The sequence below is a fragment of the Mesorhizobium sp. B2-4-14 genome, assembly GCF_006442155.1.
Classification (GTDB): domain Bacteria; phylum Pseudomonadota; class Alphaproteobacteria; order Rhizobiales; family Rhizobiaceae; genus Mesorhizobium.
Genome location: NZ_VFVA01000005.1, coordinates 38,041 through 58,703 on the forward strand (window position 1 = coordinate 38,041; position 20,663 = coordinate 58,703).

Consider the following 20,663-nt stretch of genomic DNA (forward strand, 5'->3'; position numbering starts at 1 on the left):
CGCATGGGTGGACAGGCGAAGATCGACTATGGGGTCAGGCGACTGCGGCCAACAACGCCGGCCTTCGACAGGCTGAAGGAAGAGAGCCGGCTGGAAGGCTATTGGATGCTGGTGCGCCTGGCGGATGGCTGGGCAAGCGGCCGCGACAAGTTCCTCAAACGGGGCGAGGCGCTGTTTGGAGCATGGCATGGCGCGGAGCTCGCCGGTGTCTGCGGGCTGAACATCGATCCTTATTTCGAGGGCAGGGACCACGGCCGGGTCCGGCATCTGTTCGTCAGCGCGCGTCACCGCCACGCCGGCCTTGGCCGCATGCTGGTCGAGACCGTCATCGATCGGGCCCGCCAGTATTTCACCGTGTTGAACACCAGGGCGCCGCGCGAAGCCGTCGCTTTCTATGAGCGGCTTGGCTTTCAGCGCGTGGAGGCCGAAGAATTCGTCACCCACCGCATGGTGTTCGGAAAGGGAAGCTGAAATGTCCTTGCGTCCGCCATCTCATCTTGCCGGCGCCTCGGCCGCCGAAGCGGCCTTCGATGCGCTTGGCCATGAAATCCTGGCCGAGAAGGCGGCGGCACTCGGGCGTGCCGGGCAGCGGGTTGAAGAAACGCTGGGTAGGTTGCGCGACAATGCCGACGAGCAGTTGCGCCCCCGATTGCTCAAGGAGGCCGCGGTGGCCGTTCACGCCTATTTCATCCAGCGCGAACTGTGCGGCCTTCGAAAGCACGATGCCGTGATCCGCGAATACAATATTCCGAAAACCGTGCTGGTCAGGCTCGGCGCCATGTAGGGTCGGCGCTGGCCGCGCTGATTTCCCTGTGGAAACGCGCCAGGCGGCTGGCGAGCCCTTCGGGATTTTCATCGGCGACGAAATGTCCGCTGTTGGGGATGATGTCGCCCTCTACTTCCGAAAGCCCGGCCGCGAGCAGGCCATCGACATAGTCGCCGATATCGCCGGGCTCCGCCGATCCCCTGAGATACAGCACCGGAATTGCGATCGGCTGCGCGGGCCGTGCGGCATTGGCTTTGGCGTCTTCCGGGAAGGCGCGATACCAGTCGAATCCGGCCTGGAGGCTTTCGGGCCGGGAATAGGCTTTTGCATAGATTTCCCGGGCATCATCCGGGATCGAGGCCCGGTCCTTCGAAAGCGCATTGAAGAAGAAGTCGAAATAGGCGCTCTGATGGCCGCTCACCAGCGTTTCCGGCAAGGCCGGGACGGCATGGAATGCAAAATGCCAGATCCGCGGATTGCCAATGACCTTCTCCCACGGCGCAATGCCTGGAATGACGACGTCCATGATCGCCGCGCCGCAGAGGATCTCGGGATGGTCGCGCAGCAAGGCAAACACGATCTGGCCGCCGACATCATGGCCGGCGGCCACGAGTTGCCGCAGGCCGCAAGCCTCGGCCACGCCTCTCATCAGCCTTGCCAGGGTCCTCTTGTCGCCAGCCCCGGGCAAACCCTGCGAGCCGCCGATGCAGGGCAGGTCGGGCGCGACGACCCGGTATTCGGTTGCCAGCCGGCCGATCACCCGTTCGAACGCGTAGGAGCTTTGTGGCCATCCGTGCAGCAGGAGGAAAGCCGGCGCTCCGGCCGGGCCCGCTTCGCGCAAGGCAATGCTCAGCCCTTCGATTTCGATATCCGAGGTTTGCATGTCCTGGCCATGTCGACCGCCCATCCAGTGAATCTAGGCGGCAACCGGAAACCGACAAGCAAGGGCATCATCACTCCAGCCACTCGGTGATGAAAGTGCCGTTCTCGTTGATGTCGGTCGTTTCCAGCGGCCCCGGACCGAGATTGGTGAATTTGTGCGGCGTGTGCGACGGAACGATCAGGATCTGGCTGGCCGAGGCCTCGATCTCCTGATCGCCGACGGTGAACAGGCCGGTGCCCTGGCGGATGATGAAGATCTCGGAATACGGATGGACGTGCAGGCGCGGGCCGCCGCCGACATCGGGCAGGTAGTTGAAGATCAGGCAGGTGTTGGAGCCACAGGCGCCGCATTGCAGTTCGCCCTTCCAGCGGTCGGAACGAACAGCCCGTTCCTCGCGGTCTACGACGTGCGCCATGCCTCCTGTGTCGAGGTGCACAAGGACACTGGATTTGCGGTTGTTTCCCGGCTGTTTAGCCGCCTTTTGCGGCCATTCGCCGTCTTGCCGCGCAACAGGGGATTTTGTCCCCGCGACAATCTGCCCATGTGCCTTGACCCGTCTGGACAAAAACGGGCTTCACGCATAAACCGAAGTCCAAATGCCGGAGGAATTCGCTAGCCTGTTCGCCATGCGCTGTCGGGTTGGCGTGATTGAGCGGGGACAAGGCTCGGCCACCGGCGCGGAAGAGGCGAAAGGATCAGGCACCCGTGAGCGCAACCGACATCCACGATCCCAATCGTCGAGATTTTCTTTACGTCGCCACCGGCATGGCCGCCGTGGTTGGCGCCGGTGCTGTCGCCTGGCCGTTCATCGACCAGATGCGCCCCGATGCCTCGACGCTGGCGCTCGCCTCGGTCGAAGTCGATGTCTCCTCGCTGACGCCAGGCAGTTCGCTGATCGTCAAGTGGCGCGGCAAGCCGGTCGTGGTGCGCAACCGCACCGAAAAGGAAATGAAGGACGGCGAAGCCGTCAGCCTTTCCGATCTCAAGGATCCGATCGCCCGCAACGCCAACCTCCCGTCCGACGCGCCGGCGACCGATGCCAACCGCACCACACCCGGCAAGGAAGCCTGGATGGTGATGGTTCAGGTCTGCACGCATCTGGGCTGCATCCCGCTCGGCCAGGAAGGCGATTTCGGCGGCTGGTTCTGCCCGTGCCACGGTTCCCAATACGATACCGCCGGCCGCATCCGCAAAGGCCCGGCGCCCGAGAACATGGCGATTCCGGTATTCAAGTTCGTTTCCGATACCAAGATCCTTATCGGTTGAGGCAGGGGATATTTCGATGAGCGAGGGACACTCGACCTATACGCCAAAAACCGGTCTCGGACGCTGGTTCGATGCCCGCATGCCGCTGCCGCGGCTGGTCTATGACAGCTTCGTCGCCTACCCGGTGCCGCGCAACCTCAACTACATGTGGACGTTCGGCGGCATCCTGTCGATCATGCTGGTCTCGCAGATCATCACCGGCATCGTGCTGGCGATGCATTATACGTCAGACAGCACTCTCGCCTTCGATTCGGTCGAGAAGATCATGCGCGACGTCAACTCCGGCTGGCTCTTGCGCTACATGCATGCCAACGGCGCCTCGTTCTTCTTCATCGCCGTCTATGTCCACATCTTCCGCGGCCTGTTCTACGGCTCGTACAAGGCGCCGCGCGAGCTGCTCTGGATCCTCGGCTGCATCATCTACCTCTTGATGATGGCGACCGGCTTCATGGGCTATGTGCTGCCGTGGGGGCAGATGAGCTTCTGGGGCGCCACCGTCATCACCGGCTTCTTCAGCGCCATTCCACTGGTCGGCGACTGGATCCAGCAGCTGCTGCTCGGCGGCTTCGCCGTCGACAATCCGACGCTGAACCGCTTTTTCGCGCTGCACTACCTGCTGCCGTTCATGATCGCCGGGGTCGTCGTGCTGCACGTCTGGGCGCTGCATGTCGTGGGCCAATCGAACCCGACCGGCATCGAGGTCCAGTCGAAGACCGACACTGTCGCCTTCACTCCGTACGCGACCATCAAGGACGCGTTCGGCATGATCGTGTTCCTGTTCTTCTTCGCCTATTTCGTCTTCTACCTGCCGAACTATCTCGGCCATGCCGACAACTACATCGTCGCAAACCCGCTGAAGACGCCGGCTCACATCGTGCCGGAATGGTACTTCCTGCCGTTCTACGCAATCCTGCGCGCCATCACCTTCAACATCGGGCCGATCAACTCCAAGCTCGGCGGCGTGCTGTGCATGTTCGGCGCCATCGCCATGCTGTTCCTGGTGCCCTGGCTCGACACCTCCAAGGTGCGTTCGGCGGTGTACCGGCCCTGGTATAAGCTGTTCTTCTGGCTGTTCGTGGCCGATGCCATCCTGCTTGGCTGGCTGGGCTCGCAACCGGCGGAAGGCAGCTATGTGTTCATGGCGCAGATGGCGACGCTGTTCTACTTCGCCTTCTTCCTGATCGTCATGCCGGTGCTCGGCCTGATCGAGACGCCGCGCAGGGTGCCGAACTCGATCACCGAGGCGGTGCTGGAGAAGAACAAGGGTGGCCGCGGGCATCCAGCGGGCGCCACGGCCGCACCACAGACCAAGGGCTGAGCGGTAGAGAATCTAAGGGGATTTGGCATGAAAAAGATTCTCACCTCACTTGCGCTGATCGGCCTTGTGGCCGCCGGTACGGCGGCATTCGCGGCCGAAGAGGCGCACAATGCCGCGGCTCCGACGCATTTCCCGATCAACGAGCCGAAGGAAATGAGCTGGAGCTTCACCGGCCCGTTCGGCACCTATGACAAGGCGCAGCTGCAGCGCGGCCTGAAGGTCTACAAGGAAGTCTGCTCGGCCTGCCATTCGATGAATTTGGTGGCGTTCCGCACGCTTTCGGACCTTGGCTACAACGACGCGCAGATCAAGACGCTGGCGGCCGGATACACCATCCATGACGGCCCCAACGATGCCGGCGACATGTTCGACCGTCCCGGCAAACCATCAGACCATTTCCCGGCGCCGTTCGCCAATGAGGAGGCCGCCGCTGCCTCCAATGGCGGCGCTGCTCCGCCCGACATGTCGCTGCTGGCCAAGGCGCGCGGCGTCGAGCGCGGTTTCCCGCAGTTCGTCTTCGACATCTTCACCCAGTATGACGCCGGCGGTCCCGACTACATCCATTCGCTTCTGACCGGCTACGACCAGACGCCGCCGGCCGGAATGGTCATCCCTGAGGGTACGCACTACAACCCGTACTTCATGTCGGGCGTGTCGCTGAAGATGCCCAAGCCGCTCTCCGATGGCCAGGTGACCTATGATGACGGCTCGCCGCAGACCATCGACCAATATGCCCGCGACGTCTCCGCCTTCCTGTCCTGGGCGGCCGAGCCGCACATGGAAGACCGCAAGAAGATGGGCTTCCGTGTGCTGGTGTTCCTGCTTCTGTTCGGCGCCCTGGTCTACATGACCAAGCGCAAGGTGTGGGAAGGCGTGGCGCACTGAACCGCGCGCAGAGTCAAGGGAACCCAGAAGGGCGCCGCGAGGCGCCCTTTCTGGTTTGCGGAGCGCGGCCGGTGACTGTTTTCGCGGCAGCGGAATGGTCCTATAGTTCATGTCGGCGGAGCGGACCGGGAAGGGCCGACCATGCAGGACAGCCAACGCAGCGCGGACGAGAATGCGATCCGGGTTGTCATCGCGCGCCAGTTCGCCAGTCTGAGCTGGGACCACGGTGTCGCGCCGGGCTGGGACGATTTTGCCGGTGATTTCCTCCCCGGCGCCAGCCTTTACCCAGCCGCACGGCCGGCAAGACCGGTCGGTGTCGCCGATTTCGTCGCGCGGATGCGCGCTCTGTCGGAGACGTCGCTGCTGACGTTCGATGAGGTTGTGCTTGGCGTCACCGTTCAGGTCTTCGGCAATATCGCGATCGCGGCCGCCGCCGCCGAGATGACCGAGAACGGAGCCGAGACCAGCCGCTCCGTGGAAATGCTGCTGCTGGTAAAGAGCGAAGGGCAGTGGAAGATCGCCGCGCAGGCGTGGGACAGAGCGAGCGAGGCCAATCCTTTGCCGGATGCGCTTGTCTCGGCCGCGACATCGCGCTAGCCGTTGCCGGTGGCCGGGTTACGATCGGCCCTGCGCCGTTTCTCACCTGTCAGCTGCATCATCCGGAGCCGTCTTATGAAACCTTCGCTCGAAGACACGCTGCTGGCCTCGATCCGCACCATTCCGGACTATCCCAGGCCCGGCATCCTGTTTCGCGACATCACCACGCTGCTCGGCAATGCGCGCGCCTTTCGCCGCGCCATCGACGAGCTGGTGCATCCCTATGCCGGCCAGAAGATCGACAAGATCGCCGGCATCGAGGCGCGCGGCTTCATCCTGGGCGGCGCGATCGCCCATCAGCTTTCGGCCGGCTTCGTGCCGATCCGCAAGAAGGGCAAGCTGCCCTTCGAGACGGTGCGTGTGGCCTACAGCTTGGAATACGGGCTGGACGAGATGGAGATGCATAGGGATGGCGTTTCACCTGGCGAGAAGGTGATTCTGGTCGACGACCTGATCGCCACCGGCGGCACGGCGGAAGCAGCGGTCAAGCTCTTGCGCCAGATCGGGGCCGACATCCTGGCCGCCTGCTTCGTCATAGACCTGCCGGATCTGGGAGGGCGTGCCAAGCTCGAGGCACTCGGCGTGCCGGTGCGGACGCTGATCGGGTTCGAGGGACATTGAGCGGGCGAGGACGGCACCCTGCTTGCCGGGTCCCCGCTGCTTCGCAGCGTCCCGGCGTTCGCCGGCCTTTCATCGTGCCGCTGGCACGATGAATTCGCTTACGCGAACCGGCTACTCACCCACCTTCACGAGCACGGCGCTCTCGAATTCCAGCACCTTGTCGCCGGTCGAATCGAAGGCATCCGAACGCAGCGCCAGCAACTGCCAACCGGGGCGTGAAGTGATCGGGCGGTGGGAAACAGCGGTGCGGGTGAAAGTCACCGTCTCGCCGGCATAGACCGGCTTCAGCCATTTGAGGTTCTTGAAACCAGGCGAGGGACCGAATTCCGGCACCGGGCCTGGACCATCCCAGCCCTCGGCGTCCATACGCTTTTCCAGATTGTATTTCATCCAGGTGGCAGCAGTGTGCCAGCCGGAGGCGCAGAGGCCGCCAAGCACGCTGTCCTTTGCCACCTCCTCATCGACATGGAAGACCTGCGGGTCGTATTTGCGGGCGAACGCCTTGATCTCCTCAGGCTCGAATCTGTGCGAACCGAGGGTGACGGTGGTGCCGATGCGGAAGAATTCGTCGAGGGTCACGCGACGGCCTCGCGGGTGAGGAACATGCCGGTGTTCTCGAGCTCGAAGACGCTTTCGCCACGCTGGTTGAAGAGCTCGGCGCGCATGGTGACCAGCCCGAGCTGCGGCCTCGACCTGGAGAGGCGCTTGGCCATGATGGTGCTGTGGCCGGTCAGCGTGTCGCCGGCCAACACCGGCTTCTTCCATTTGACATAGTCGATGCCCGGCGAACCCTGTGAAGTCGAGTCCAGCAGGAATGCGTCGCACCACATGCGCATGAACATGGCGCAGGTGTGCCAGCCGGACGCCGCCAGCCCGCCAAGGATGGACGCCTTGCCGGCCTGCTCGTCGAGATGCATCGGCTGGGCGTCGAACTCCGTGGCGAATTCGATGATCTCTTCAGCGCTGACCAGCTTGGTGCCAAGGTCGAGCGACGTACCCTCGACGAAATCATCATAGGTCCAGGTCTTTCCGGGAGCAGAGATCTTTTCGGAAACAGAGATCTTTGCGGTCATCAGGCAAAATCCGGTTGAAAGACGAGCGATTGCGACGGATCGGAATTCCCGGATGCAGGCCGAAGGCGGTCAGGTCAAGTATTTTCTAATGCGCCAGGCCCGGCAGGGCCTACCGGGCGAGGCGGTGAGAGTGGAAACCCCACGAGCGCCTCATCCCCGCAGGCGGGGAATGGGATGGCAAGATCGTAACGGCCTGATCCGCGACCTGCTTGGCTGCCGAGGGCGCTCAGAGCCAGCCGCGGCGGCGGAAGTACCAGAAGGGCAGGATCGCCGACAGGATCATCAGGCCGATGGCGAAGGGATAGCCCAGCTGCCACTTCAGCTCGGGAATGACGTCGAAATTCATGCCGTAGATCGAGGCGACCAGCGTCGGCGGCAGGAAGATGACGGCGGCGACCGAGAAGATCTTGATGATGGCGTTCTGCTCGATCGAGATCATGCCGAGCGTGGCGTCGAGCAGGAAGGAAATTTTCTGCGACAGGAAGGTGGCATGGTCGGCGAGCGACAGCACGTCGCGCGACATCGTCTTGATGCGGGCGCGGACATCCTTGCTCATCTTGGTCTGTGTGGCGACATGGGCGAGGAAGCCGGCCAGCCGCTGCAGCGAGATCAGGCTGTCGCGCACGGAAGAGGCGATGTCCTCCTTGCGGCCGATGGCCTTCAGCAGTTCCTGGAAGTCGCGGTTGCGCTTCGACACCTTGGTCGAGCGTGCCTCGAAGATGTCGCGCGAGATGGCCTCGACATCGCGGCCGGCGCGTTCGAGTATATCGGCCAGGCGATCGACGATCGCTTCCAGCAGGCTGATCAGGATGGTGTCGCCGCTGGTGCAGCCCATCGCCACCTTCTCGGCGCGCAGCGGAAAGGTCTTGAACGCCTTTGGCTCGTGATAGCGCACCGTGATCAGCCTGTTGCCGGAGAGCGCGAAGGTGACCGGCGACATCAGGGGATCGTCGACCTCGGTCTGAGCGGGCAGGGTAGCGGTCATGAAGTAGGCGCCGTCCTCGATGTAGAGGCGGCTGGAGATCTCGATCTCCTCCATCTCCTCGCGGGTCGGGATGGCGATGCCGAGCCAGCTCTCGATGGTGGTTTCTTCTTCCTTGGTCGGATTGATCAGATCGGCCCAGACGACCCTGTCGCCATCTGCCAGCAGGTCGTCGACGATGCGCAGGCGATCATTGTCCACGACAAAAGCCTTGATCATCGCCAGATCTCCCCTGCTAGGATTAAAGGGCGTTTGGATTGATACTTCGTGTCGGATTGCACGGTTCTTTGCCGCATGCGCCGAGTGTGCGACCGCCGCTTAGACCCCTGACACGACAAAATCAAGACGAGCCCGGACTGGAGCCGGGCCGGCATCGCCCGCTCAGAAAAACGCGTCCAGCAGCCGGTACCAGGAAAGCTTCGCCGGCTCGGCTTGCGGCGGTCCGTATCGTTCAAACCGCCGCTGAACGGCGGTCCGCAGCCGAAGATCGAACGTCACGCGCCACCGGCGGCGCGCCTTCCGTCAGATCAGGTGTTGAACTTGAACAGCATGACGTCGCCATCCTGGACGACATATTCCTTGCCTTCGTCGCGCGCCTTGCCGGCTTCCTTGGCGGCCACTTCGCCGCCCAGCGTGACATAGTCATTGTAGGCGATGGTCTGGGCGCGGATGAAGCCGCGTTCGAAATCGGTGTGGATGACGCCGGCGGCTTGCGGGGCCTTGTCGCCCTTGTGGATGGTCCAGGCGCGCGGCTTAACTTCGTTACTCTGATTCCGGTTACTCTTCCGTAGAGATCAAAGACAGTTCTCAAGATTGCTGCTGTTTATCTCGTGTATGCCAAATTATCTAGACACTTGTCTAATTTCCGGATTGGATAACGCGTTCGGACTGGGGGATGGAATTGGCGAAACATATCTTTGGCGGTCCTGATACGTCAAGAAAGCTCAGATGTCTGCAAGAGTATTTACAGGCGTTTTCGATTGCGCTTCAGAATCAGGAGTTCGCTTGCATCTACATTGACGCATTTGCTGGTTCTGGTACGCGCACGCAGGTACGTCCCGGTTTGCCACTATTCGGACCGGATTTTGCAGAGCCAGAGGAAATAACGACGCCAGGATCGGCACGGATCGCGATCGAGATCGATCCGCCAATGCATTCAATTGTTCTAATTGAGCAAGACTCGTCCCGGTTCTCAGAACTTAAAAATCTGGTGAATGAGTATCCAGATCGCAAAATCATCGTGCGAAATGGTGATGCTAATAAACTCGTACAGCGTTTGTGCACAAATACGGCTTGGCGAGGTTCAGATATTGTGGGCCGTGGAATACGTGGGGTTATCTTTCTAGATCCGTATGGTATGGAGGTGTCTTGGGAGACGGTAGAAGCAATTGCCAAGACCGAAGCACTGGATTGTTGGTATTTCTTCCCGCTGTCGGGCCTCTACAGGAATGCTCCGCACGATCCGGCAAAACTCGATCTTGCTAAGCAATCAAGTCTAGATAGGGTCCTGGGTGCCGCTGACTGGCGCTCCCGTTGGTACAATCATGAAGTTATGTTGACAGATATTTTTGAAACTCAAGGGCAAGCGGTGCGTCGGGCCGATGTAAGCGCAATTGAGGGCTATGTGAAAGAGCGCCTCGAAACCACTTTCAAAGGAGCTGTCCTTGATCCAGTTCGGCTTCACCATAAAAATGGCGCACCGCTTGCGTCGCTTTTCTTTGCGGTCTCGAATACTAGCTCAGCAGCTGTGAAGCTGGCGACCAAGATGGCATCTCACATTCTCAATTCTGGTAGGTCATCCCACAAGCGCTCACGATAGGTACGCCCCGTCGCTTTCTTATTCTTCCCACCCCATTGTTTGAAAAAGAAAGCTGCATCAGCATCAGTACACTGATCGAAAATCTCATCAATCCAAATTGGGTCCATTGGGCGGGCGTTGGGGCCACTCTCTCCGCCGACGATCGCCCAATGAATACCCGCGAGGCTTCCGCCTGCTACAGAGCCGATCAACGGCTCATAGGACACAAATCTGACAATTGCCGGGACAGATCGAAGTTCGTCCAATCTGTAAAGTACACGGCTGTCCTCTACGCTTGTTCCGAGCCAGACGTTTGGCAGCACTTTGAAACTGTCTGTCGACAGGATTTCAGCCATCCTATCTGGCCGCTTGGTTAAGATTTGATAGGTGTGACGCGGCGTGGTTTCCATGACGGACCAAACTTCACGGATAAAGTCCGCGGGCACGCCTGGATGGAAAAGGTCCGACATCGAATTAACGAAAACGCGTCGGGATTTTTTCCACGAGGCCGGAATGTCCAGAGATGAATGGTCAAGTTTGATCTCGCCGGTCCACTTTGCCCTTCCACCGCTTTTTCGAGTTAACCCCGTGTACTTCTCAGCTCCCATCGCTTCGAGGCGGGAGGCCATGCGCATCGCATAGCAGTTCGTGCACCCTGCCGTGAGGATAGTGCATCCGGCAACTGGGTTCCACGTTGCGTCAGTCCACTCAATAGATGTCCCAGCCATCACAAACTCTTCTCTAAGTCGGCTTTGAGACTGCCCGAAGGTCGTAGATACTCGATAATTTGCCCTAGGAATTTGTTCATATCAAGGGCCTAACAGGGTGACGAGTTCACTCGGACACGCTGGCGGTAGGCAATCAAGTGTTGAACTTGAACAGCATGACGTCGCCGTCCTGGACGACATATTCCTTGCCTTCGTCGCGCGCCTTGCCGGCTTCCTTGGCGGCCACTTCGCCGCCCAGCGTGACATAGTCATTGTAGGCGATGGTCTGGGCGCGGATGAAGCCGCGTTCGAAATCGGTGTGGATGACGCCGGCGGCTTGCGGTGCCTTGTCGCCCTTGTGGATGGTCCAGGCGCGGGTTTCCTTCGGACCGGCGGTGAAATAGGTGATCAGCTGCAGCAGCTCGTAGCCGGCGCGGATGACCTTGTTGAGGCCCGGCTCGTCGAGACCGAGCGAGGACAGGAATTCCATCTCTTCCTCATCGCTGAGCTGGGCGACTTCGGCCTCGATCGCCGCCGAGATGACGACGGTACGGGCGCCTTGCGCGGTCGCCATTTTCTCGACGACCCTTGTGTGCTCGTTGCCGATGGCGGCATCGGCCTCGGCGACGTTGCAGACATAGAGCACGGGGTGCGAGGTCAGCAGGTTCAGCCCCTGCAGGATGCGCAGGTCCTCGGCGGAAATGCCCTTGAGCAGGATGCGGGTCGGCTTGCCGGCCTGCAGCAGCTCGAGCGCGGCCTCCATCATCGGCAGCACCGATGTCGCTTCCTTGTCCTTGGTCGAGGCGCGTTTGCGGATCTGCACGATGCGGCGCTCCATGCTGTCGAGGTCGGCGAGCATCAGCTCGGTCTCGACCGTCTCGGCGTCGGCGACCGGATCGATGCGGCCCTCGACATGGGTGATGTCGTCATCCTCGAAGCAGCGCAGCACGTGCACGATGGCGTCGACCTCGCGGATGTTGGCGAGGAACTGATTGCCCAGCCCTTCGCCCTTGGAGGCGCCGCGCACCAGGCCGGCAATGTCGACGAAGGAGATGCGGGTCGGGATGATCTCCTTCGACTTGGCGATCTCGGCGATCTTCTGCAGGCGCGGATCGGGCACCGCCACCTCGCCGGTGTTCGGTTCGATGGTGCAGAACGGATAGTTGGCGGCCTGCGCCGCAGCTGTTCTGGTCAACGCGTTGAAGAGCGTGGACTTGCCGACGTTGGGCAAGCCAACGATGCCGCATTTGAAACCCATTTTCGTCCAGTCCTATCGGGAAATCGAAATTTGATCAGGGCTATGGGGGTAGGGGTGAGGAACGTCAAGCCCTGTAACGCCCGGGACGCCTGAGGCTCAGTCCTTGCCGCCGAATAGCTTTTTCAGCATGGCGGCCATCGGGCCCGTTTCAGGCAGCTTGGCAGGCGCCTGCTGCTGCCGCGCCTGGCGGATGTGGCTCTGCTGTTTTGGCCCCTGCTGCTTCTGCGCCGGCTTGTCCGGCTCGGCCGCGGCCTTGCCCTGGACGGCGAGCGCTGCCTTGTTCATGAAACCGGATTCATCGCCCTTGACGATCATGGCGGCGTTGTCGGCGATCGCGTCCAGCAGCGGTTCCAGCCATTCGCGGTCGGCCTTGGCGAAATCGCCGAGTACATGGTGCTGGACCATTTCCTTGATGCCGGGATGACCGACGCCGATGCGCACGCGGCGATAGGCGTTGCCGACATGGCCGTCGATCGAGCGGATGCCGTTGTGGCCGCCGGCGCCGCCGCCGGTCTTGATGCGCAGCTTGCCCTCGGCAAGGTCGATCTCGTCGTAGAAGACGGTGAGCGCGGACGGTTCGAGCTTGTAGAAGCGCAGCGCCTCGCCGACCGACTGGCCGGACAGGTTCATGAAGGTCTGCGGCTTGATCAGGATGACCTTTTCGCCGCCGAGCGTGCCCTCGGCGATCAGGCCCTGGAACTTCTTCGACCAGGGCGAAAAGGAATGGCGGCGGGCGATAGCGTCCGCCGCCATGAAGCCGACATTGTGGCGGTTGCTGGCGTACTTCGCGCCCGGATTGCCGAGTCCTGCAAACAGCAGCATCGTCAGCTCCGGGCGGGAAAGACTTACTTCTCTTCGGCGGCAGGAGCCGCTTCAGGGGTCTCAGCCTCGGCCGTCTCTTCCGTCTCCGGCTTCATCGCCGCCGAACCGGCAATGGTCGCGATGGTGAAGTCGCGATCGGAGATGACCGGCTTCACGCCGGCCGGCAGCTTGACCGCCGAGATGTGGATCGAGTCGCCGATATCGGCACCGGTGAGATCGACGGTGATGAATTCCGGGATCGCATTGGCCGGGCAGTGGAACTCGACCTCGTGACGCACGATGTTGAGCACGCCGCCGCGCTTGATGCCGGGCGACTTGTCTTCATTGACGAAGTGCACGGGCACGTCGACATTGACTTCGGTGTCCTTGCCGATGCGCAGGAAATCCACGTGCACCGGGAAGTCCTTGACCGGGTCGAGCTGGAAGTCCTTCGGCAGGACCTGGATCTTCTTGCCGTCGACATCGATCGTGGCGACCGTGGTCAGAAACCCGCCGCCATGGATCTTGTAGTAGATGTCCTTGTAGGTGAGAGCGATCGCCAGGGGAGGCTGCTTGTCACCGTAAATTACTGCAGGCACTTTACCGTTGCGGCGAACTGCACGGGCGGACCCCTTACCGACCTGTTCGCGCGCTTCGGCCTTGAGCTCGTAAGCATCGTGGCTCATGGCTTTTCCTTTCGCGTGTTATGGAGCGTTCGCGGAGAGCAGTGTGCCCAAGCCGTAAACGTCGAAAGCCGCCGGACCTCGATGCCCGAATGCCGGAAACCGCAGCGAGCGGATCTTTGTTCGGGATCACAAGGGGAAGACAGCCTTCCGCCGCGTTGCCTCCAAGGGTGTCTACGCGGGTGGCGGCTCTATAGCGGAAGGCGGCGGGGGGTGCAAGCCATGGCCGGAGAGGCTGGCTACTGGTCGCCGGTCAAGGCATCGCGCAACGCCTGGACTTGCCGGTTGAGGGCGTTGAGCTCGGAGAGCGTCATGCCTGAGCGCTCGATCAGGGTCTCGTTGAGGCAGTTGCACCGGACAAGCAGGGCGCGCCCGGCGGCGGTCAGGTCGACCTGAACCTGGCGCTCGTCGGTCCGGCTGCGCTGGCGGGTCACCAGTCCGGCCTGCTCCATCCGCTTCACCAGCGGCGTGATGGTGCTCGATTCCAGGGCGAGCCGGTCCGCAATCGTGCCGACCGACATGCCGTCGGCTTCACCCAGGGCGTTGAGCACCAGATATTGCGGATAGGTGATGCCCATCTCGTTCAGCATGGGTTTATATGTGCGGTTGATGGCCATGCTCGTGGCATAAAGCGTGAAGCAGAGCTGATTGTCCAACGGGAGAGGCACGACGCATTCCTTGTTTTGCAACTTACGGGTTAAGTACCACGAAAATGATATCGCGATACATATTTTTGTGGACAGAGGGTGTGAACCGCGTTAGCAACGGTTATCGCTATAATGATTATCGCGATAACAAGCGAAGGGAGATTGAGATGACAATGCAGACCAAGTCCGGCTCGGGCAGCGGCACGATCACCACCAAGGACGACACGCAGATCTATTACAAGGACTGGGGAACTGGTCAGCCCATCATTTTCCACCATGGCTGGCCATTGAGCAGCGACGACTGGGACGCGCAGATGCTGTTCTTCCTCTCGAAGGGTTACCGCGTTATCGCCCATGACCGGCGCGGCCATGGCCGCTCAACCCAGACGGATATCGGCAATGAGATGGACACCTATGCGGCCGATGTTGCTGAACTTGTCGCGCATCTCGACCTCAAGGACGCCATCCATGTCGGCCACTCGACCGGCGGCGGCGAGGTGGCGCGCTACGTCGCGAAGTACGGCTCGGGCGGCCGTGTCGCCAAGGCGGTGCTGATCGGCGCGGTGCCGCCGATCATGGTCAAGACGCCAGCCAATCCCGGCGGCCTGCCGATCGAGGTGTTCGACGGTTTCCGCTCCGCCCAGGCAGCCAACCGCGCCCAGTTCTTCCGCGACGTCCCGGCCGGTCCGTTCTATGGCTTCAACCGTCCGGGCGCCGAGGTTTCGCAAGGGGTCATCGACAATTGGTGGCGCCAAGGCATGATGGGCGGCACCAAGGCGCATTATGATTGCATCAAGGCCTTCTCGGAGACCGACTTCACCGAAGACCTCAAGAAGATCGACGTGCCGGTGCTGGTCATGCATGGCGACGACGACCAGATCGTTCCCATCGCCGACTCGGCGCTGCTGACCATCAAGCTGCTCAAGAAGGGCGAGCTCAAGGTCTACAAGGGTTACCCGCACGGCATGGCCACGACCCATGCCGATGTCATCAACACCGACCTGTTGGCCTTCTTCAAGTCGTAAGGTCTTCCGGACCAAACAGAAAGAGCATCCGCCAACCGTAGGGTGCTCTTTCGCGGATAGAACGCGAATGGTCTAATTCATTGCTTTCACGCAATTCCGAACGGAAAACCCCCCGCTACGCACTTTTCCTGAAATTGCTCTAAGAGTCCGTTTGAAAACGCTCAGTGAGCGATGCGTCTGAGCAAGAGGCTGCCCATTGCGACATGGATCATTGCCTCCGACACGTCGAGGCGAGTCTCGTAGTCGCGCACGAGGCGGCGCTATCTTGTCATCCAGCCGAAGGTTCGTTCGACCACCCAGCGGCGCGGTAGCACTTTGAAGCCCGGCTCTTTATCGGTGCGGCGGACGATCTCGATGATGAAGTCGAGAAAGGCGGCCTTGTCTATGAGCTTGGTCCGGTCGTAGCCGCCGTCGGCGAAGAAGTGTTTCAACCATGGCCAGCGTTTGCGGATCGCGTCGAGGATCATCTGGGCACCGGCGGAATCCGAGATATCGGCCGTGATCAGATTGACCATCAGCAACCGACCGTCGGTATCAACGGCGATGTGGCGTTTACGGCCGACTATTTTTTTGCCGGCATCGTAGCCGCGCACCTTGGCCGCCGGAGCTTTGATAGACTGGCTGTCGATGATCCCGGCAGATGGGCTTGCCTCTCGGCCAGTTCGTTCACGATCGATCATCAGCGCCACGTCGTGGATGGTCCGGAACAGCAGTCGCCGCACGAAGCAACGGAACCACCAATAGACGGTCTGCCAGGGCGGGAAGTCCTTCGGCAGCATGCGCCAACCGCCGCCCGAGCGGGCCATGTAGCGGATTGCATTCAGGATCTCCCGGAGATCAACCGACCGCTTGCGCCCGGTCTTGCCGCACGGCGGTAGCAAAGGCTCGATCCGACGCCATTCCTCATCGGTCAGGTCCGTCGGATAGCGCTTCGTCTTTCGTTCAATCTTGGCCATCCGGCCACGCGTCGTTCGGGTCCACATCAGGAGTTTGAATCACAAGCGGTCTGGTCGTAAAAGCGATTTCGACCAGCAGCATCAGGTGGGCTCAACGCTATGGTAGAGATGACGACGATCTATATGCCGCTGCTGAACGAAGGCACGACCGTCTGGAGACCAGTCGTCGCTGAGAAACTGAGCCAGGATACCTTTCGAGTGACAGGCCCGATGCCGGACGATGAGGAGTGGGCATTCGCACCAGACGCAGTCGTTACAGTCGCGCCTCAGCGCTTTGCAGACGGGCGTTCAGGCTTTGTGGCGGTAGCCATCTCAACGTGAACCCGCGCGTCCAATAGCGTTCTCAAACGGTCTCTAAGCGGCGGCTTCCATCTTCCGGGCTTCCTTCATATTGGGCAGGAACACTGTCAGCAGGCCCAGGAACGGCAGGTACGAGCAGATCTGGAAGACGAAATCGATGCCCTTCATGTCGGCGACGACGCCGAGCACGGCGGCCGCGATGCCGCCCACGCCGAAGGCGAAGCCGAAGAAGATACCCGCGATCATGCCGACGCGGCCCGGCACCAGTTCCTGCGCGAAGACGACGATGTTGGAGAAGGCCGACGACAGGATCAGCCCGATCAGAACCGTCAGCACCATCGTCCATTCCATGTTGGCGTAGGGCAGCGCCAGCGTGAAGGGCAGCACGCCGACGATCGAGAACCAGATCATCGCCTTCTGCCCGTAGCGGTCGCCGAACGGGCCGCCGAGCAGGATGCCCAGCGCCGAGGCGCCGAGGAAGAGGAACAGCATCACTTGGCTCATCTGCACCGACACGCCGAACTTATGGATGGAATAAAAAGTGTAGTAGCTGGCGAGGCTGGCGATATAGGCGTTCTTGGTCAGCACCAGCAGCGTCAGCACCGCCAATGCCCACATCACCTTGCGGCGCGGGAAGGGCGAGACGAAGTTTTGCGCCTTGCGGGTCCCTTGCGCGGCGCGCAGACGGCTGTACCAGCCGCCGACCTGCCACAGGATGGCCATGCCGATCAGCGAGCCGACGGTAAACCAGGCGATGCTGGTCTGGCCGAAAGGCACGACGATGAAGGCGGCAAGCAGGGGCCCCATGGACTGGCCGAAATTGCCGCCGACCTGGAACAGCGACTGGGCCAGGCCAAACCGGCCGCCGGACGCGAAGCGGGCGATGCGTGAGGATTCGGGATGGAAGATCGCCGAGCCGATGCCGATCAGCGAGGCGCCGATCAGGAGCAGGTAATAGTGCCCGGCATAGGCCAGCACGACCAGGCCGATCAGCGACGCGGCCATGCCGTAGGGCAGGGAGTAAGGCATCGGCCGCTTGTCGGTGATTGCGCCGATGATCGGCTGCAGCAGCGATGCCGTCACCTGGAAGGTGAAGGTCAACAGGCCGATCTGCCAGAAGTCGAGGCCGTAATTGTCTTTCAGAAGCGGATAGATGGCCGATAGCAGCGACTGCATGATGTCGTTGATGCAATGGCAGAGGCTCACCGCCAGAATGACGGTGAAGGCCGTCGCCTGGGCTGAAACGTGACTGGCGCTCGCCGGTGTCGCGACGCTGCTCGCTGTCGTATCGGTCAAGATAGGCTCCGTAGTCTTTTTGGCGGCAGAGCCGCAGGACTGACGCGGCGGGGCTTTCCCGCCCCGCAGCGGTAACATAGCGGGGGGCTCCCGCAGGGCAGCCTTATAAGCTGGTTGCCAGGCTACTTCTTTCGTGGTTTGGTCCAATAGTTTCGCAAGTGGGCCAGCTGAGCATGATGATGCCGAACGGTAAGGAGCTTTTCGGCGCCGGTCGTACCGATCTCGAGCGATTGCACGGGTTGCGTTGGCAGTGGCTGGAGCAGGCGGTTGGACCGGCGGTGGTCTTGCCGACCGAATATCCGGATGGCTACCATGTGCCGCATCATCACCACAGCCGCAGTCAGTTGCTGCATGCGCTGGTGGGCGTCGTGCTAGTGACGACGCGGCACGGGCGCTGGATGGTGCCGCCCGACCATGCAATGTGGATTCCGGCCGGCATCGAACATTCCGTCGAGATGCTGGGTGATGTCTCGATGCGCTCGGTCTATGTCGTGCCGCAGGCGATTCCCGGCCTGCCGGAAGGCATGCGCGTGGTCGGCATCACCGACCTGATGCACAGCCTGATCGTGGAATCCGAGAAGCTGCCGCAAGGCGGCGAACTGGAAGGGCGCGGCGGCCTGATCATGAACCTTCTGCTGCATGAGATTCCGCAGCTGCCGGAACGGCCACTGGGCCTGCCGTTCCCGTCCGATCCCAAACTGGCGGCGCTCTGCCGGCGCTTTGTCGCGGCACCCTCGCCACACGCAACGATCGACGAATGGGCCGATGCCGTCGGCATGAGCCGGCGCTCCTTCACGCGCGCCTTCCAGCGTCAGACCGGATTGTCGCTGTCGACATGGCGGCAGCAGGCCTGCCTGTTCGCGGCGCTGCCGCGGCTGGCCGATGGCGAGCCGATCACCAGGGTGGCGCTCGATCTCGGCTATGACAGCGTGCCGGCTTTCATCACCATGTTCAAGCGCATGCTCGGCTCCTCGCCGCGTGGCTACATGCGCGGTGCCCGTGACAGCGGGGAAAGCCCGCGGCGGATGGTACCCGGTGCCGGAACCAGATTGCCGCCGCCGGGAGGTTAATCGAACAGGCTCGACACCGACTCTTCGGTCGCCGTGCGCGAGATGGCTTCGCCGATCAGGTCGGCGATCGAGATGACGCGGATGTTGGGGGCATCGAGCACGGCCTGGGTCGGCTGGATGGAATCGGTGATCACCAGTTCCTGCAACTTCGAGCCGCTGATGCGGGCGACCGCGCCGCCCGAGAGCACGCCGTGGGTGATATAGGCGGTGACGCTGGTGGCGCCGTTGGCCAGCAGCGCATCGGCGGCATTGCACAGCGTGCCGCCGGAATCGACGATGTCGTCGATCAGCAGGCAGTCCTTGCCGGCGACCGCGCCGATGATGTTCATGACTTCCGATTCGCCCGGGCGCTCACGGCGTTTGTCGACGATGGCGAGTTGCGCGTCGAAGCGCTTGGCCAGCGCACGCGCGCGCACCACGCCGCCAATATCGGGCGATACCACCACGACATTGCCGAGTTGCTTGTATTTCGCCTTCACGTCGCGGGCCATCACCGGTACCGAGAACAGATTGTCGGTCGGGATGTCGAAGAAGCCCTGGATCTGGCCGGCATGAAGGTCCAGCGTCAAAACCCGGTTGACGCCGGCGCGGGTGATCATGTTGGCCACCAGCTTGGCCGAGATCGGCGTGCGGCCGGAGGCGCGGCGATCCTGCCTTGCATAGCCGAAATAGGGGATGACCGCCGTGATGCGCCGGGCCGACGAGCGCATGAAGGCGTCGATCATGATGAGCAGTTCCATCAGGTGATCGTTGGTCGGGAACGAGGTCGACTGCAGGATGAAGACATCCTCGCCGCGCACGTTTTCCTGGATTTCGACGAAGATTTCCTGGTCGGCGAAGCGCCTGACACTGGCCTTGCCCAGCGGGATGTTGAGATAGCGGGCGACCGCTTCGGCCAGCACCCTGTTGGAATTGCCCGCGAAGAGTTTCATGCACCGTTCCTGGTGGAGGGTGGAGAGGCCTGACGGACTCTCCTGTACCTTTTAACCGGGCTTTTAGCGGCCCGCGCTGGTATTGCAAGCGCCGAGATCGGGAATCCGCCGGCTAAGCTCAAGAAAGCTGTTGGGCATCGCCGGCTGACAACATCTCAACTCGCCTTGCCGCCAAGAAACGCCGCGAACTGGTCGATGGTCTGGTCGGCGATCGCCTGCATGGTGGCGGGCGAGACCGCCTTCCAGCTGTCGGCACTCCCGCTGTTGCCGGAATTGACCGCAGGCACCTTCATCTGGCCGTTGATACGGTGCAGGCGGTTGCCGGAGGGGTCGTAGACGTCCCAGACATAGATGATGGTGGTGTCCTTGCCCTCCGAAATCGCCGAGAAGTAGCCCTTGAGCACGTGGGTCGCGGTCTGATCCTGGCTGCCTGCAAGCGTGATGCCACGCTGCTTGGCGCGCGCCTGCAGTTCCGCCGTCAGCGGGGTGGCGGCTTCCACCGAAGCGCCAACGATCGGCGCGATCTGCAGCCGGGTTTTGGCAAGGATGGCGGCGGCCTGTGCGGGCGTGACCGGAGTGGTGGCGGCAGGCGCACCCGCCGTGGTGGCAGGCGCGGCTGATGACGCCGGGACCGAAACACCAGCCGCCGCTCCGCCTTGCGCTGCCGGCGCCGAGGTGGCCGGTGGGGTGATTGCGGAAGGTTCGAGAACGTCCTTTGCGTTGGTGCAGGCCGCCAGAGCCAATGCCACAAGCAATGACACGGTCGTCAGACGCGATCGTCTCATTTGCCTTCTAACTC

Annotated in this window: 23 protein-coding genes and 2 pseudogenes; 10 read left to right on the forward strand and 15 right to left on the reverse strand. The window is 61.8% G+C overall.

Annotated features, from left to right (window positions below):
- Positions 1-3: 3 nt before the first annotated feature.
- Both FJ938_RS06260 and FJ938_RS06265 read left to right on the forward strand, forming a co-directional pair.
- Positions 4-471: a GNAT family N-acetyltransferase gene (locus FJ938_RS06260; RefSeq protein WP_140692132.1), complete on the forward strand. Its 468-nt coding sequence runs from the start codon at positions 4-6 to the stop codon at positions 469-471.
- A gap of 1 nt (position 472) precedes the next feature.
- A complete protein-coding gene (locus tag FJ938_RS06265) occupies positions 473-784 on the forward strand; it encodes a DUF6665 family protein (RefSeq protein WP_140610731.1) in 312 nt (103 codons plus the stop codon).
- Here the strand turns inward: FJ938_RS06265 and FJ938_RS06270 are convergent.
- Both FJ938_RS06270 and FJ938_RS06275 read right to left on the reverse strand, forming a co-directional pair.
- Entirely contained in the window at positions 765-1,649 is an 885-nt protein-coding gene (locus tag FJ938_RS06270) for an alpha/beta hydrolase (protein ID WP_140692134.1), read from the reverse strand. The genes FJ938_RS06265 and FJ938_RS06270 overlap by 20 nt on opposite strands.
- Positions 1,650-1,719: 70 nt before the next feature.
- On the reverse strand, positions 1,720-2,064 hold the full coding sequence (locus FJ938_RS06275; protein ID WP_140692137.1) for a cupin domain-containing protein: 345 nt from the start codon (positions 2,062-2,064) through the stop codon (positions 1,720-1,722).
- Between the two features lie 290 nt (positions 2,065-2,354).
- Here FJ938_RS06275 and petA point away from each other — a divergent pair, with 290 nt between their 5' ends.
- From petA to FJ938_RS06300, 5 genes are all read left to right on the forward strand, one after another.
- A complete protein-coding gene (petA, locus tag FJ938_RS06280) occupies positions 2,355-2,915 on the forward strand; it encodes a ubiquinol-cytochrome c reductase iron-sulfur subunit (protein WP_140692140.1) in 561 nt (186 codons plus the stop codon).
- A gap of 16 nt (positions 2,916-2,931) precedes the next feature.
- The gene (locus FJ938_RS06285) at positions 2,932-4,233 is read left to right on the forward strand and encodes a cytochrome b N-terminal domain-containing protein (RefSeq protein WP_140692143.1); all 1,302 of its coding nucleotides are present in this window, start codon (positions 2,932-2,934) and stop codon (positions 4,231-4,233) included.
- A gap of 27 nt (positions 4,234-4,260) precedes the next feature.
- On the forward strand, positions 4,261-5,118 hold the full coding sequence (locus FJ938_RS06290) for a cytochrome c1 (protein WP_140692146.1): 858 nt from the start codon (positions 4,261-4,263) through the stop codon (positions 5,116-5,118).
- 141 nt (positions 5,119-5,259) lie between these two features.
- Positions 5,260-5,715 carry a hypothetical protein gene (locus FJ938_RS06295; protein ID WP_140692150.1) on the forward strand — a complete coding sequence of 152 codons (456 nt, stop codon included), beginning with the start codon at positions 5,260-5,262 and terminating at the stop codon, positions 5,713-5,715.
- Positions 5,716-5,790: 75 nt separating this feature from the next.
- Entirely contained in the window at positions 5,791-6,336 is a 546-nt protein-coding gene (locus FJ938_RS06300) for an adenine phosphoribosyltransferase (protein WP_140610724.1), read from the forward strand.
- Positions 6,337-6,447: 111 nt separating this feature from the next.
- On the opposite strand, the gene FJ938_RS06305 is transcribed toward FJ938_RS06300, so the two are convergent.
- From FJ938_RS06305 to FJ938_RS06320, 4 genes and pseudogenes are all read right to left on the reverse strand, one after another.
- Complete coding sequence (locus tag FJ938_RS06305) at positions 6,448-6,915, reverse strand: MaoC family dehydratase (protein ID WP_140692153.1); 468 nt, start codon at positions 6,913-6,915, stop codon at positions 6,448-6,450.
- Positions 6,912-7,409 carry a MaoC family dehydratase gene (locus FJ938_RS06310; RefSeq protein ID WP_181168706.1) on the reverse strand — a complete coding sequence of 166 codons (498 nt, stop codon included), beginning with the start codon at positions 7,407-7,409 and terminating at the stop codon, positions 6,912-6,914. The genes FJ938_RS06305 and FJ938_RS06310 overlap by 4 nt, the downstream gene beginning before the upstream one ends.
- A 226-nt stretch (positions 7,410-7,635) precedes the next feature.
- Entirely contained in the window at positions 7,636-8,610 is a 975-nt protein-coding gene (gene corA / locus FJ938_RS06315) for a magnesium/cobalt transporter CorA (RefSeq protein ID WP_140692155.1), read from the reverse strand.
- Between the two features lie 308 nt (positions 8,611-8,918).
- Positions 8,919-9,140: pseudogene (locus FJ938_RS06320) on the reverse strand (DUF933 domain-containing protein); the annotation flags it as partial.
- A 146-nt stretch (positions 9,141-9,286) separates the two neighbouring features.
- On the opposite strand from FJ938_RS06320, the gene FJ938_RS06325 reads away from it, so the two are divergent.
- Positions 9,287-10,210 (forward strand): three-Cys-motif partner protein TcmP, encoded by a 924-nt coding sequence (locus FJ938_RS06325; protein WP_140692158.1) that lies wholly within the window; start codon positions 9,287-9,289, stop codon positions 10,208-10,210.
- Here FJ938_RS06325 and FJ938_RS06330 read toward each other — a convergent pair.
- From FJ938_RS06330 to FJ938_RS06350, 5 genes are all read right to left on the reverse strand, one after another.
- Positions 10,165-10,917 (reverse strand): DUF5131 family protein, encoded by a 753-nt coding sequence (locus FJ938_RS06330; protein WP_140692161.1) that lies wholly within the window; start codon positions 10,915-10,917, stop codon positions 10,165-10,167. The two genes, FJ938_RS06325 and FJ938_RS06330, sit on opposite strands and share 46 nt — an antisense overlap.
- A gap of 133 nt (positions 10,918-11,050) precedes the next feature.
- Positions 11,051-12,154, reverse strand: a complete 1,104-nt coding sequence (gene ychF, locus FJ938_RS06335) for a redox-regulated ATPase YchF (protein ID WP_140692164.1) — start codon at positions 12,152-12,154, stop codon at positions 11,051-11,053.
- Positions 12,155-12,250: 96 nt separating this feature from the next.
- Positions 12,251-12,976: an aminoacyl-tRNA hydrolase gene (pth, locus tag FJ938_RS06340; RefSeq protein ID WP_140692167.1), complete on the reverse strand. Its 726-nt coding sequence runs from the start codon at positions 12,974-12,976 to the stop codon at positions 12,251-12,253.
- Between the two features lie 23 nt (positions 12,977-12,999).
- Complete coding sequence (locus FJ938_RS06345; protein WP_140692170.1) at positions 13,000-13,641, reverse strand: 50S ribosomal protein L25/general stress protein Ctc; 642 nt, start codon at positions 13,639-13,641, stop codon at positions 13,000-13,002.
- A gap of 236 nt (positions 13,642-13,877) precedes the next feature.
- Positions 13,878-14,306, reverse strand: a complete 429-nt coding sequence (locus FJ938_RS06350; protein WP_140692173.1) for a MarR family transcriptional regulator — start codon at positions 14,304-14,306, stop codon at positions 13,878-13,880.
- Between the two features lie 146 nt (positions 14,307-14,452).
- Here FJ938_RS06350 and FJ938_RS06355 point away from each other — a divergent pair, with 146 nt between their 5' ends.
- Positions 14,453-15,310: an alpha/beta hydrolase gene (locus FJ938_RS06355; protein ID WP_140692175.1), complete on the forward strand. Its 858-nt coding sequence runs from the start codon at positions 14,453-14,455 to the stop codon at positions 15,308-15,310.
- A gap of 161 nt (positions 15,311-15,471) precedes the next feature.
- On the opposite strand, the pseudogene FJ938_RS06360 reads toward FJ938_RS06355, so the two are convergent.
- Positions 15,472-16,293: pseudogene (locus FJ938_RS06360) on the reverse strand (IS5 family transposase).
- Positions 16,294-16,620: 327 nt separating this feature from the next.
- Positions 16,621-17,862: an MFS transporter gene (locus FJ938_RS06365; RefSeq protein ID WP_181169018.1), complete on the reverse strand. Its 1,242-nt coding sequence runs from the start codon at positions 17,860-17,862 to the stop codon at positions 16,621-16,623.
- A 179-nt stretch (positions 17,863-18,041) separates the two neighbouring features.
- Between FJ938_RS06365 and FJ938_RS06370 the strand changes: the two genes are divergently transcribed.
- Positions 18,042-18,932 carry a helix-turn-helix transcriptional regulator gene (locus FJ938_RS06370; RefSeq protein WP_140613180.1) on the forward strand — a complete coding sequence of 297 codons (891 nt, stop codon included), beginning with the start codon at positions 18,042-18,044 and terminating at the stop codon, positions 18,930-18,932.
- Here FJ938_RS06370 and FJ938_RS06375 read toward each other — a convergent pair.
- Together FJ938_RS06375 and FJ938_RS06380 are read right to left on the reverse strand one after the other, a co-directional pair.
- Entirely contained in the window at positions 18,929-19,864 is a 936-nt protein-coding gene (locus tag FJ938_RS06375; protein ID WP_140613170.1) for a ribose-phosphate pyrophosphokinase, read from the reverse strand. The genes FJ938_RS06370 and FJ938_RS06375 overlap by 4 nt on opposite strands.
- Positions 19,865-20,019: 155 nt before the next feature.
- A complete protein-coding gene (locus FJ938_RS06380; RefSeq protein WP_140692180.1) occupies positions 20,020-20,649 on the reverse strand; it encodes a hypothetical protein in 630 nt (209 codons plus the stop codon).
- Positions 20,650-20,663: the final 14 nt, after the last annotated feature.